This is a genomic window from Sphingomonas lenta, from assembly GCF_002288825.1.
Lineage (GTDB): Bacteria > Pseudomonadota > Alphaproteobacteria > Sphingomonadales > Sphingomonadaceae > Sphingomonas > Sphingomonas lenta.
On sequence record NZ_NSLI01000001.1, the window covers coordinates 427,444 to 439,856 of the forward strand.

Consider the following 12,413-nt stretch of genomic DNA (forward strand, 5'->3'; position numbering starts at 1 on the left):
GCTCCCTGTAGGTCAGACGATCAGACCCGCCAGCGGGTCGAGCCCCGCCATGATGTTCAGGTTCTGCACCGCCGCGCCGCCCGCGCCCTTGCCGAGATTGTCCAGGGTCGCGACCAGCCGCGCCTGCCCCGTGCCGTCGTTTCCGCAAACGCGCAAGGTCAGGCGGTCGGTGCCGGCGTCCGCCTCGATCGCGATCAGGTCGGCGGCGGGCGCGACGGCGACGAGCGGGCAGCCGTCATAGGCTTCGGCCAGCACCGATCGCACCGCGTTCAGGCTCGGCCGGAGCGGCAGCGCGTGGAGGGCGAGCGGAACCTCGACCACCATGCCGCGATAGGTGTTCGCGACCGAGGGCGCGAAGAGCGGCGGGGTGCTCAGCCCGGCGTGCACCGTCATCTCCGGCACATGCTTGTGCGCGAGCGAATAGGCGTAGCCGCGCCAGGCGGGCGCGTCCGCCCCCTCGAACTCGGCGATCATCGACTTGCCGCCGCCGGAATAGCCGGAAACGGCGTTGACGGTGAGCGGGTGGTCGGCCGGGATCAGCCCGGCGCGCACCAGCGGACGGACGAGCGCGAGGAAGCCGGTCGGGTAGCAGCCGGGATTGCTCACCCGGCTCGCCGCCGCGATCCGCTCGGCGCCGTCCGGCTCCAGCTCGGGAAAGCCGTAGGTCCAGCCCTCCGCGACGCGGTGCGCGCTCGACGCGTCGACGACGCGGGTGCGCTCGTTGCGGATCAAGTCCAGCGACTCGCGCGCCGCCTCGTCGGGCAGGCAGAGAATGACGAGGTCTGCGTCGTTCAGCGCCTCCGCGCGCGCGGCCGGGTCCTTGCGGCGGTCCTCGGGCAGGGTGACGACCGTCAGATCCGTGCGGCCGGCCAAACGGTCGCGGATCTCCAGGCCGGTGGTGCCGGCCGCGCCGTCGATGAAAATGCTAGGCATGAGCATCGAGCTGACCGTTCGACTTTTTCTCCGTCACCCCGGCCTTGAGCCGGGGTCCATGCGCGGCACCTCGACTCTTGAAGGCGTTCCTGACCAAGCGGACGCGCGTGGATGCCGGATCAAGTCCGGCATGACGGTAGAGGAGAGTAAAGGGCGGGCAAATCACGCCGTCAACGCGCCTGCGTCCACGTAGCCCACCAGCCCGCGATCCGCAGCGACGCCCCAGGCCCTGTCGCCCGCGATCTCCAGCACCTCGAACAGCTCGCCCGGCGCGAGCTCCGCGACCGGCTCGCCGTCGCGGCCGGCCAGCAGCGGCACGGGCCGGGAGACGCGGCGGGGCAGGGGGGCGGCGTAGTGCGGTGCGAAGACTTGGTCGGCCAGGCGCACGTCCGCCAGATCGCTGCGGACCGCATGCGTGCGCGGGTGGAGCTTGACCGACCGCCCGGTCAGCGCGAAGCGCTTACGCGTCGGCCCGCTCGCGGCGCCGTTCGATATGCGCGTCGGTGGCGTGGTCGTCTCGTGCGGCTTGGCCGCCGATCGCGGGCCGGTGGGCGCTGGCGCCGTCTCCGTCGCCGATGAACTGCCCGAACTCTTCAAGAAACTCCGCCCCTTCCGAAGTGCGCGCGACGAAGATGTTGCGCTTGTCGCTGTCGTCGCGTTGGCGGCGGAGATAGCCGAGCGCGCCCAATCTGTTCAAGGCGCGCGTCACGACCGGCTTAGACACGTTCAACGCCCGCGCCAATCCGCGCACGGTATGCGGCCCCGGATTGAGGTAGACGAGCAACAGCAGCGCCATCTGCCGGTTGGTCAGGTCCGGCTCGCCCGAGCGTACATAGTCGACCAGCGTCGACATCCAGGTGGACAGCGCCGAGGGCGTGGTGGTCGAAGACGAAGACGTGGGGTGAGCGGCTGTGGCCACAGGCTGGGTTCCACTTGCTGAACCAGAGCTTTGCCCCGGAGATCCTTACGCGTCCATAACGCTGTGAGTCGCCACGGGTTTCCCCATTCGTTAACGGTTTTCCGCGGTTGGGCGCGCCGGTTGATCGCTCGGACGGGCTCGCCTATGTGCCCCGCATCTTCTCCGATCGGATCGTTTTCGCGCCCATGTTCGCCTTTCTGCTCGTCGTCCACGCCATCATCGCGGCCGCGCTCGTGACCGTGATCCTCATGCAGCGGTCGGAGGGCGGCGGGCTCGGCATGGGCGGATCGCCCTCGGGGCTGATGTCGGCGCGGGGCGCGGCGGACTTTCTAACGCGCGCGACGGCGGTGCTCGCGACCGTGTTCGTCACCATGTCGATCGTGCTGGCGGTGCTCGCCGCGACTCGTCAGACCGAAACGGTCGACACCTCGCTGGCCCGCCGGCCCGGTACGCCGGCCGCCGCGCCGATCCGCCCGACGGAGCCGATCCAGGCCGACGACGCCCCCTTCGCGACGGCGGCGGGCAACGCCGCGGCGCTCCCGGCGGACAACAGCCAGACGCAACTGCCCTAAGCGGCGGCTCCCTTCCGTTCGTCGCAAGCGTCCGCCGCGCGAGCCGCGGGCGCTTGTCCTTAATGCACATCCAACGCTAGGCGGTTCTTCCCATGGCGCGGTATATCTTCATCACCGGCGGCGTGGTCTCGTCGCTGGGCAAGGGCCTTATGGCGGCTTCCCTGGCGGCTCTCCTGCAGGCGCGCGGCTACCGCGTGCGCATCCGCAAGTTCGACCCCTATCTCAACGTCGACCCGGGCACGATGAGCCCGTACCAACACGGCGAGGTCTACGTCACCGACGACGGCGCGGAGACCGATCTCGACCTCGGTCATTACGAGCGCTTCACCGGCGTCTCCGCGCGCCAGTCGGACAACGTGACCTCGGGCCGCATCTACCAGCAGATTATCCAGCGCGAGCGGCGCGGCGACTATCTGGGCGCGACGGTGCAGGTGATCCCGCACGTCACCGACGCCATCAAGGCGTTCGCGCGCGCCGACACTGACGATCTCGACTTCGTGCTCTGCGAGATCGGCGGCACGGTGGGCGATATCGAGTCGCTGCCCTTCATCGAAGCGATCCGCCAGCTCCGGAACGAACTCGGCCGCGGCCAGTCGATCAGCGTGCACGTGACGCTGGTCCCCTTCATCTCGGCCGCCGGCGAGCTCAAGACCAAGCCGACGCAGCACTCCGTCCGCGAGCTCGCCGCGCTGGGCGTTCAGCCGGACGTGCTGGTGTGCCGCTGCGAGCAGCCGCTGCCGCCGTCGGAACGCGCCAAGATCGCGCTGTTCTGCAACGTGCCCGACAGCGCCGTCATCCCCGCGCTCGACGCCAAGAGCATCTACGCGGTCCCGCTCCAATACCACGCCGAAGGGCTGGACGCCGAGGTGCTGCGCGCTTTCGGCGTCGAGCCGGAAGGGTCGCCCGACCTCAGCCGCTGGACCGACATCGTCGACCGGCTCACCAATCCGGAGGGTGAGGTGACGATCGGCGTGGTCGGCAAATATGTTGGCCTGCAGGACGCGTACAAGTCGCTGAACGAGGCGCTCGTCCACGGCGGCATCGCCAACCGCGTCAAGGTCAACATACGCTGGATCGACGCCGAGTTGTTCGAGCGCGACCACGCGGAGATCGCGCCGCACCTCGAGCCCTGCCACGCCATCCTCGTCCCCGGCGCGTTCGGCGAGCGCGGCGCGGAGGGCAAGATCGCCTCCGTCCGCTTCGCCCGTGAACGGGGCGTGCCCTATTTCGGAATCTGCTTCGGCATGCAGATGGCCTGCATCGAGGGCGCGCGCGACTTGGCCGGCATCGCGGAAGCCAGCTCCACCGAGTTCGGCCCGACGCCCGAGCCGGTCGTGGGCCTCATCACCGAGTGGATGGGCCGCGACGGCCTGGAGAAGCGCGAGGAGCAGGGCGATCTGGGCGGCACGATGCGGCTCGGCGCATACGAGGCGAAGCTCGCCGGCAACAGCGTCGTCGCCTCCATCTACGGCGCGACCGCGATCAGCGAGCGCCACCGCCACCGCTACGAGGTCAACACCCACTACCGCGACGCGCTGGAGAATGGCGGCCTCGTTTTCAGCGGCATGTCGCCCGACGGCACGCTCCCTGAGATCGTCGAGCGCCCCGACCACCCCTGGTTCGTCGGCGTCCAGTTCCACCCGGAGCTGAAGAGCAAACCCTTCGACCCCCACCCGCTGTTCAAGAGCTTCATCGAAGCCGCGCTGCGGCAGAGCCGGCTGGTCTGATCAAAAGAAAAGCGCCCGGGCCTCGAACAGGCCCGGACGCCCTCGCGGCGCTCCCAGGGAGTCGGAAGGAGCGCCGAGCCGGTTAGGCGGCCTTCGCCTCGTCGGTCTGGTTCTCGACCGCGGCGAGCGGCGCGCCCGTCTTGATCGCGATCGTCTTCGGCTTCATCGCCTCGGGCACCTGCCGGACCAGCTCGATCACGAGCAGGCCGTCCTGCAGCCGCGCGTCCTCGACGACGACGAAGTCGGCGAGCTCGAAGCGGCGCTCGAAGCTGCGGTTGGCAATCCCGACATGAAGGAAGTTGGCGTTCGCCTTGTCATCCTTGCGGCCGGTCACCAGCAGCAGGTTCTGCTGCGCGGTGATCTCGATCTCGTCGCGCGTGAAGCCCGCGACCGCGAGGGTGATCCGGTAACGGTCGTCGGCGACGCGCTCCAGGTTGAAAGGCGGGTAGTTGTCGGACTGAGCGTTGCGCGCGCTCGTCTCGAGCAGGTCGAACAGCCGGTCGAACCCGATGGTCGAACGGCGATACGGGGTCAGATCAAGACGCATCTCAAAACCTCCAAAGAAGCGAGTTGACGATGTTTCGGCGGCCCGCACCCGCGGCCCCGCCGTACGCGACCCTCCAGAGGCGTCACGTGTGATCTATGTGGTGACGCCGCGCCGAGGTTCAAGGGGCCGGATCGGCCTCTTTCGTCCAACTGTCGCCCTGGCCTTGAGCCGGGATCCATGCGCGTCCGCCCTGTTTACGAGCGCGCTTTCGAACAAACGGACGCACATGGATGCCGGATCAAGTCCGGCATGACGGGAGAAGGAGAATGCACGCCACCGGCGAAGCCGTCGGCCGGGTTCGGCGCTCCGCCGACCCGCCGGCCGGGCGTTTGCTTTTGGGGCGCCCGGCGCTCCAAAAGCAAACGCCCGGGCCGTCTCCGGCCCGGGCGCCTGCGTGACGATCGCTCGTCAGCCCCCGATGCCCTCGCCACGCATCCTTTTACGCGGACGCTGCGGCAGGGCTTTTCCCCGAACCACGGCCATGGCCTGTTTCAGTGAGGCCATGCCTATGCCCAAACCCGCCCTCTTGTCACTCGCGACCTCGGCTCCGCGGGACGATTGCCCCGGCTCTGTGCTTTTCCCGCAACAACCCATGTGGCGGCCCGCGCGGCGTTGCCAGTCCGGCGCGCGGCCACTAGTTGAGGGCGCGACATGATCCTCGCGCCCTATGAACGCATGATCGCCCGGCGCTACCTGCTGCCGGGCAAGGGGGAGGGGTTCATCTTCCTCGTCGCCTCCATCAGCCTCGTCGCCGTCATGCTCGGCGTTGCCGCGCTGGTGATCGTCATGAGCGTGATGAACGGCTTCCGGCAGGAGCTGTTCGACAAGATCACCGGGCTGAACGGCCATGCGATCATCCAGAGCTACAGCGGTCAGTTGCCCGACTGGCGCGACGTCGTCGCCCAGGCGCGCGCCACGCCCGGCGTCACCAGCGCCGTGCCGCTGATCGAGCAGCCGCTCGCCGCGACGTATAACGGCCGCGCCGCGGCCGTGCTGGTCCGCGGACAGCGCGTCGAGGACATCCGCCGCACGGTCGGGAACAGCATCGTGTCCGGCACGCTCGCGGGCGTCACGCCGGGCGGCGGCCGCGTCGCCATCGGCTCGCGCCTCGCCGAGTCGCTCGGCGCGCAGGTCGGCTCCGAGATCTCGCTGTTCAACCCGCAGGGGCAAAGCACGCCGTTCGGCACCGTGCCCCGCATCGTCAGCTACCCGGTGGGCGCGATCTTCGAGATCGGCGTCTACGACTTCGACAAGGCGTACGTCGTCATGCCCATGGAGGACGCGCAGACGCTCCTGCTGACGGGCGACTCGGTCGGCATGATCGAAGTGCAGACGGTCGACGCCGACCGCGTGGGCGAGATCCTCGCCCCGCTCGCCCGTGCGGTGAGCGGCCGCGCCGTGGTGGCCGACTGGCGCACGTTGAACGCGCAGCTGTTCGAGGCGCTGGCGGTCGAGCGCGTGGCGATGTTCGTGGTGCTGTCGATCATCATCCTCGTCGCGGTGTTCAACATTCTCTCGTCGCTCATCATGCTGGTGCGCGCCAAGACGCGCGACATCGCCATCCTGCGCACCATGGGCGCGACGCGCTCGGGCCTGGTGCGCATCTTCGTGACCGTGGGCACCACCATCGGCGCGCTCGGCATCGTCGCGGGACTCGTGCTCGGGTTCATCTTTCTTTTCTACCGCCAGGCGGTGGTGAACTTCGTCCAGCTCGTGACGGGCCAGAACCTGTGGGACCCGTCGATCCGCTATCTGACCGAGCTGCCGTCCAAGACCGACCCCGTCGAGGTTGCGGCGATCGTGCTGATGGCGCTGGTGTTCAGCTTCCTCGCGACGCTTTATCCGGCCTACAAGGCGGCGAGCACGGATCCGGTGCAGGTGCTGCGGTATGAGTGACGAGATCCAATCTCCTCCCCCGCCCACGGCGGGGGAGGGGGACCAGCGCAGCTGGTGGAGGGGGAACAACGGGATGCGGCATCGCGATGTACCCCCACCACCACCGGCCCAAGAGGGCCGGCGGTCCCTCTCCCCCGCTGTGAGCGGGGGAGGAGATGTAGAAATGACGCCTGTCCTCCAAACCACCGCGCTCGCCCGCAGCTTCACCCAGGGCGACACCACGATCGAGGTCTTGCGCGGCGTCGACCTGGCCGTCGCGCCCGGCGAGATCGTCGCCCTTCTCGGTCCGTCCGGCTCCGGCAAGTCGACGCTCCTCCAGGCCGTCGGCCTGCTCGAGGGCGGCTTCCAGGGCTCCATCCGCATCGCCGGCGATGAGGTCGCGAAGCTCGACGCCGCCCAGCGCACGGTGGTGCGCCGCGACCGGCTCGGCTTCGTTTACCAGTTCCACCACCTGCTCCCCGACTTCAACGCGACGGAGAACGTCGTGCTGCCTCAGCTCGTCCACGGCACGTCGCGCGCGGACGCGGAGGCGCGCGCCGCGTCCTTGCTCACCGCGCTCGGTCTCGGACACCGCCTCACGCATCGGCCAAGCCAGCTGTCGGGCGGTGAGCAGCAGCGCGTCGCCGTCGCCCGCGCGCTCGCCAACCGGCCGACGCTGGTGCTCGCCGACGAGCCGACCGGCAACCTGGACGAGCACACCGCCGACGTGGTGCTCGCCGAGTTCCTCCGCCTCGTGCGTGAAGAGGGCTCGGCCGCGCTCGTCGCCACGCACAATGAGCGGCTGGCGGCCCGCATGGACCGCGTCGTCCGCTTGCACGAGGGGAGGCTGGAGCAGCTATGACCCGCATCACCGACCTGGACGTCAAGGCCGCGGACGGCGGCATGGCGACGCTCGACACCTGGCGCGGCAAGGTGCTGCTGATCGTCAACACCGCGTCGAAATGCGGCTTCACGCCGCAATATGACGGGCTCGAGCAGCTTCACCGCGACTACGGCCCGCGCGGCTTCGAGGTGCTGGCCTTCCCTTGCAACCAGTTCGGCGGGCAGGAACCGGGCGACGCCGCCGAGATCGCCAACTTCTGCGCGATGGTGTACGACGTGACCTTCCCCGTCTTCGCCAAGGTCGACGTCAACGGCCCCAAGGCCGACCCGCTGTTCGAACGCCTGAAGGCCGAGGCGCCCGGCCTGCTCGGCAGCAAAGCGATCAAGTGGAACTTCACCAAGTTCCTCGTCGACCGCGAGGGCAGGGCGGTGAAGCGCTACGCGCCGCAGACCCGGCCCGACGACATCCGCAAGAATATAGAAGCGCTCCTCTGATCCTCCCTACGAAGCGGGGAGGATCAGGAAAGTGAAAACGCCGGCGCGCCCTTCTTGTGCGCCAGCGCCGACGCGATAGCCGTCACGCCCCCGAACAGCAGCGTCAGCCCCAGCACATAGCCCGGCAACGTCGCCGCCGAGAGCGGGAACGTCGCCAGGATAAACACGGCGATGATGATGTTGAGCACGCCCAGCAGGATCATCGCCGCGCGGTGGTGTCGGTGGCGCACCCCCCAGACGATCTCCATCACGCCGCGCACGACCAGCCACGCTGCGATCAGCAGCGTCAGCGAGACCGCGCCCGATACGGGCCGGAAGATCGTCAGCAGCCCCGCGACGATCGACAGCACGCCGAGCACGATCGAGTAGAGCCGGTGATGGTGCCCCTTGGTGAAAACGCCCGCGACCAGCGAGAACACGCCCGTCACCACCAGCATCACGCCCACCGTCAGCACCGCCGCGAACGTCGCCGAGAAGGGCGTGAAGAAGGCGAAAAGCCCCAGCACCGTCGAGATCACGCCATAGGCCAGGATCCACGCCCAACCCGCGCCCGCCCTGGGCGTCCCGCCCGCGGTCACGTCCTCGCTGCGCACATCCGTCATCGCACGACACTCCCATTTACATACGACGGCAACGGAGCGATCCGCCCCTAGTTCCTCCCCCGCTCACAGCGGGGGAGGGGGACCAGCGAAGCTGGTGGAGGGGGAGCTACGGGATGCGGCATCGTGATGTACCCCCACCACCACGCCTTACGGGCGCGGTCCCCCTCCCCCGCCGTGGGCGGGGGAGGAATAAGGATCACATCCGAATAGCCTACACTTATCCACAGCCCCACGATTGCCAGAATCGGACGCCGCCGGGCATGATCCCTCCATGCATTCCGGATTCGTGCCGCTCCGCATCTTCTCGTCCTACACGATGCTGGACGGCGCGATCGATCCGAAGGCGATCGTCACCCGCGCGCGCGAGCTGAAATTCCCCGCGGTCGCGCTCACCGACCGGAACGGCCTTTACGCCGCCATGGCCTTCTCGGAGGCCGCGAAGAAGGGCGGGGTGCAGCCGATCGTCGGCGCGATGCTGGGCGTATGCCGCCCCGACATGCCCGACGGTGTCGAGCGCCCGCTCGACTGGCTCGCGCTCTACGCGCAGGATGCGCAGGGCTACGACAACCTCTGCGCGCTCGTGTCGATGGCGCACCTCGACCGCCCGATCGAGCGGGAGGCGCATGTCGAGGTCGACGCGCTGGAGGGCCGCACCGACGGCCTGATCGCGCTGACTGCCGACGGGGAGGGCGGCCTCGCGCGGCTGTTCGCCGAAGGGCAGCCCGACCGCGCGCGCCTCTACTGCGACCGGCTGGAGGCGCTGTTCCCCGACCGGCTCTACATCGAGCTTTCCCGCCGCGACGATCCCGTCGAGCTGGCGGCGGAGGAGGCGTTGATCGCGCTCGCCTATGAGCGGAACCTGCCGCTCGTCGCCACCAACCCCAGCTGCTTCGCCACCAGCGACTTCAGCGACGCGCACGACGCCATGCTCTGCATCGCGCAGTCGAGCTATGTCGAGGCCGACGACCGCCGCCGCACCTGCCGCCACGCCTGGATGAAGCCCGCGGCCGAGATGGCCGAGCTGTTCGCCGATTTGCCCGAAGCGATCGCCAACACGCTCGTCGTCGCCCAGCGCTGCGCGGTGATGGCACCCAGCCGCAAGCCGATCCTGCCGAGCCTGGCGGGCGACCGCGACGGCGAGTCCGAAATGCTCCGCCGCGACGCGCGGGCAGGGCTGGAAGCGCGGCTCGACCGGATCGAACAACTCGGCAAACTCCCTCTCCCCTCCGGGGAGAGGGTCGGGGAGAGGGGCAGTTCAGGCGCTTCGGACTCCGATACTTCCCCTCTCCCAACCTCGCCTTCGGCTCGGCCACTCTCTCCCCGGAGGGGAGAGGGAGATGGCTGGCGCACCCCCTACCGAGCCCGGCTCGAGTTCGAACTCGACGTCATCATCCAGATGGGCTTCCCCGGCTATTTCCTGATCGTCGCCGACTTCATCAAATGGGCCAAGGACCACGATATTCCCGTCGGCCCCGGCCGCGGCTCGGGCGCGGGCTCGGTCGTCGCCTGGGCGCTCACCATCACCGACCTCGACCCGCTCGCGCTCGGCCTGCTCTTCGAGCGCTTCCTCAACCCCGAGCGCGTATCGATGCCCGATTTCGACATCGATTTCTGCGAAACGCGGCGCGGCGAGGTGATCCGCTACGTCCAGGAGAAGTACGGCCGCGAGCAGGTCGCGCAGATCATCACCTTCGGTAAGCTCAAGGCGCGCGCCGTGCTCAAGGATACTGGCCGCGTGCTCCAGATGAGCTACGGCCAGGTCGACCGGCTCGCGAAGCTCGTCCCCAACCACCCGACCGACCCTTGGACGCTCGACCGCGCGCTGAACGGCGTGCCCGAGCTCGCGCGCGAGTACGCCAACGACAATCAGGTCCGCCACCTGCTCGACCTCGCGCGCAAGCTGGAAGGCCTGCCGCGCCACAGCTCGACGCACGCCGCCGGCGTGGTGATCGGCGACCGCCCGCTGAACCAGCTCGTCCCGCTCTACCGCGACCCGCGCTCCGACATGCCCGTGACGCAGTTCGACATGAAGTATGTCGAGGGCGCGGGTCTGGTGAAGTTCGACTTCCTCGGCCTGAAGACGCTGTCGGTCCTCAAGAAAGCGCTGCAACTGCTTGAGAAGCGAGGGATCAGCGTCGATCTCGAAGCGCTGACCTGGGACGATCCAGAGGTCTATAAACTCCTCCAGCGCGGCGAGACAGTGGGCGTATTCCAGCTTGAATCGGAAGGGATGCGCCGCACGCTCTCCGCCGTCCGCCCGACCAACTTCGGCGACATCATCGCGCTCGTCTCGCTCTACCGTCCGGGTCCGATGGACAACATCCCGAGCTTCGGCCGCCGTAAGCTGGGCACGGAGCCGATCGAGTACCCGCATCCGCTGCTCGAACCGATCCTGGCCGAAACCTACGGCATCTTCGTCTACCAAGAACAGGTGATGCAGGCCGCGCAGGTGCTGGCGGGCTACTCGCTGGGCGGCGCCGACCTGCTCCGCCGCGCCATGGGCAAGAAGATCAAGGCGGAGATGGACGCCCAGCGCGCCACCTTCGTCGAGGGCTGCGCCAAGACCAACAAGATCCCCGCCGCCAAGGCGAACGCGCTGTTCGACTTGATCGACAAGTTCGCGGGCTATGGTTTCAACAAAAGTCACGCCGCCGCCTACGCGCTGCTCGCCTACCAGACTGCGTGGCTCAAAGCGCATCACCCGCACGAATTCTACGCCGCGTCAATGTGTTACGACATGGCGCTCACGGACAAGCTGAGTATTTTCGTCGAGGACGCCCGCCGCCTCGGAGTCACTATCTGCGGCCCCGACATCAACCTTTCCGGGGCCGAGTTCGACGTCCAGCCCACGTCGGAAAACGACGGCGTCGCAGTACGTTACGCTCTGGCCGCCCTCAAATCCGTCGGCGAAGGCGCCATGGAGAAGCTGGTCGAGGAGCGTAGTTTACGCGGCACCTTCGCCAACATCGACGACCTAGCCACCCGCGTCGACCCGCGCCTCCTCAACAAGCGCCAGCTGGAAACGCTTGCCGCCGCGGGGGCCTTTGACGGCCTGGAGCCGAACCGCGCCGCCGTCCACGCCTGTGCCGACACGATCCTCGCCGTGGCGGCCTCGACGCACCACGCGAAGACGAGCGGGCAGGGCGGCCTGTTCGGCGACGGCGGCGGTGCCAGCGAGGCGATCAGGCTGCCCGCCGACGCCCGCTGGTCGCTTGCAGAGCGTATGGAGCAGGAGAAGGAGGCGTTCGGCTTCTACTTCTCCGCCCACCCCGTTGACCGTCACGCGCACCTGGCGAAGATGCACGGCGCGCGCAGCTACGCCGCCCTATCTGAACTTCATGTTCCCGACGACGGCACTCGCGCCGGGGCGACCATGGCCGTGCTCGTCGAGGAGGCGCGCTACCGCACCTCCGCCCGCGGCAAGCGCTACCTTATGGCGCAGCTCTCCGACAGCACGGGCCAGTTCATGGCTACCTGCTTCGACGAGCAGGTCTCGAAGGACCTAGAGGCCGCCGCCAAGGAGGGCGGTTGCGCGCTCCTAACCGTCGAGCTCGACCGCCGCCCCGGCGAGGAGTCTCCCCGCGTTTCGGTGAAGCGCGTCCAGCCGTTCGACACACTCGCCACCTCCGCGCGCTTCTGCATGGAGGCGGTGGTCACCCATCCCGCCGCCTTCGTCGGGCTCGCCGAGCTGCTCCGGCATAACCGCAACGCCCGCGGCGAAGTGCGCGTCACGGTGCGCTACCCCGACGGTGCGGAGGCGCGGCTGCTGCTCGGCCGCGACTTCCTGCTCGACGCGGAGCTTGCGGGCCGCATCGAGACGTTGCACGGTGTCGCCTCGGTCGAGCTCCGGAACAGCGAAACGCGGCTGGCGCTCGTCGGCTAAGCCGGGAGAGGCCAGTT

The 12,413-nt window shown here is 68.6% G+C and carries 10 protein-coding genes and 1 pseudogene; 6 read left to right on the forward strand and 5 right to left on the reverse strand.

Annotated features, from left to right (window positions below; translation table 11 throughout):
- Positions 1–12: 12 nt before the first annotated feature.
- The 3 genes and pseudogenes from argC to CKY28_RS02030 all read right to left on the reverse strand — a co-directional run.
- A complete protein-coding gene (gene argC, locus CKY28_RS02020; RefSeq protein ID WP_425442477.1) occupies positions 13–933 on the reverse strand; it encodes an N-acetyl-gamma-glutamyl-phosphate reductase in 921 nt (306 codons plus the stop codon).
- A 162-nt stretch (positions 934–1,095) separates the two neighbouring features.
- Positions 1,096–1,320 (reverse strand): SH3 domain-containing protein, encoded by a 225-nt coding sequence (locus CKY28_RS02025; protein ID WP_245841501.1) that lies wholly within the window; start codon positions 1,318–1,320, stop codon positions 1,096–1,098.
- A gap of 151 nt (positions 1,321–1,471) precedes the next feature.
- Positions 1,472–1,786 (reverse strand): annotated as a pseudogene (locus CKY28_RS02030) (MarR family transcriptional regulator); the annotation flags it as partial.
- 251 nt (positions 1,787–2,037) lie between these two features.
- Here CKY28_RS02030 and secG point away from each other — a divergent pair.
- Together secG and CKY28_RS02040 are read left to right on the forward strand one after the other, a co-directional pair.
- Complete coding sequence (gene secG / locus CKY28_RS02035; protein WP_095996895.1) at positions 2,038–2,424, forward strand: preprotein translocase subunit SecG; 387 nt, start codon at positions 2,038–2,040, stop codon at positions 2,422–2,424.
- A 92-nt stretch (positions 2,425–2,516) separates the two neighbouring features.
- Positions 2,517–4,151 (forward strand): CTP synthase, encoded by a 1,635-nt coding sequence (locus CKY28_RS02040; RefSeq protein WP_095996656.1) that lies wholly within the window; start codon positions 2,517–2,519, stop codon positions 4,149–4,151.
- Between the two features lie 82 nt (positions 4,152–4,233).
- Here the strand turns inward: CKY28_RS02040 and CKY28_RS02045 are convergent, their stop codons facing one another.
- On the reverse strand, positions 4,234–4,698 hold the full coding sequence (locus CKY28_RS02045; protein WP_095996657.1) for an Hsp20 family protein: 465 nt from the start codon (positions 4,696–4,698) through the stop codon (positions 4,234–4,236).
- Between the two features lie 651 nt (positions 4,699–5,349).
- Here CKY28_RS02045 and CKY28_RS02050 point away from each other — a divergent pair.
- The 3 genes from CKY28_RS02050 to CKY28_RS02060 all read left to right on the forward strand — a co-directional run bounded on the left by CKY28_RS02050 (position 5,350) and on the right by CKY28_RS02060 (position 7,911).
- Entirely contained in the window at positions 5,350–6,594 is a 1,245-nt protein-coding gene (locus CKY28_RS02050) for a lipoprotein-releasing ABC transporter permease subunit (protein ID WP_095996658.1), read from the forward strand.
- 163 nt (positions 6,595–6,757) lie between these two features.
- Positions 6,758–7,435, forward strand: a complete 678-nt coding sequence (locus tag CKY28_RS02055) for an ABC transporter ATP-binding protein (RefSeq protein ID WP_095996659.1) — start codon at positions 6,758–6,760, stop codon at positions 7,433–7,435.
- Positions 7,432–7,911 (forward strand): glutathione peroxidase, encoded by a 480-nt coding sequence (locus CKY28_RS02060; RefSeq protein WP_095996660.1) that lies wholly within the window; start codon positions 7,432–7,434, stop codon positions 7,909–7,911. The genes CKY28_RS02055 and CKY28_RS02060 overlap by 4 nt, the downstream gene beginning before the upstream one ends.
- Positions 7,912–7,934: 23 nt before the next feature.
- On the opposite strand, the gene CKY28_RS02065 is transcribed toward CKY28_RS02060, so the two are convergent.
- Positions 7,935–8,513 carry an HdeD family acid-resistance protein gene (locus CKY28_RS02065; RefSeq protein WP_095996661.1) on the reverse strand — a complete coding sequence of 193 codons (579 nt, stop codon included), beginning with the start codon at positions 8,511–8,513 and terminating at the stop codon, positions 7,935–7,937.
- Positions 8,514–8,784: 271 nt separating this feature from the next.
- Between CKY28_RS02065 and dnaE the strand changes: the two genes are divergently transcribed.
- Positions 8,785–12,396 carry a DNA polymerase III subunit alpha gene (dnaE, locus tag CKY28_RS02070; protein ID WP_095996662.1) on the forward strand — a complete coding sequence of 1,204 codons (3,612 nt, stop codon included), beginning with the start codon at positions 8,785–8,787 and terminating at the stop codon, positions 12,394–12,396.
- Positions 12,397–12,413 lie beyond the last annotated feature (17 nt).

Bases quoted from the DNA above. Each gene is read 5' to 3' on its own strand.
- CKY28_RS02050 (WP_095996658.1), top strand. From the start codon at position 5,350: ATGATCCTCGCGCCCTATGAACGCATGATCGCCCGGCGCTACCTGCTG.
- CKY28_RS02055 (WP_095996659.1), top strand. From the start codon at position 6,758: ATGACGCCTGTCCTCCAAACCACCGCGCTCGCCCGCAGCTTCACCCAG.
- CKY28_RS02065 (WP_095996661.1), bottom strand. From the start codon at position 8,513: ATGACGGATGTGCGCAGCGAGGACGTGACCGCGGGCGGGACGCCCAGG.
- CKY28_RS02045 (WP_095996657.1), bottom strand. From the start codon at position 4,698: ATGCGTCTTGATCTGACCCCGTATCGCCGTTCGACCATCGGGTTCGAC.
- CKY28_RS02040 (WP_095996656.1), top strand. From the start codon at position 2,517: ATGGCGCGGTATATCTTCATCACCGGCGGCGTGGTCTCGTCGCTGGGC.
- dnaE (WP_095996662.1), top strand. From the start codon at position 8,785: ATGCATTCCGGATTCGTGCCGCTCCGCATCTTCTCGTCCTACACGATG.
- CKY28_RS02060 (WP_095996660.1), top strand. From the start codon at position 7,432: ATGACCCGCATCACCGACCTGGACGTCAAGGCCGCGGACGGCGGCATG.
- argC (WP_425442477.1), bottom strand. From the start codon at position 933: ATGCCTAGCATTTTCATCGACGGCGCGGCCGGCACCACCGGCCTGGAG.
- secG (WP_095996895.1), top strand. From the start codon at position 2,038: ATGTTCGCCTTTCTGCTCGTCGTCCACGCCATCATCGCGGCCGCGCTC.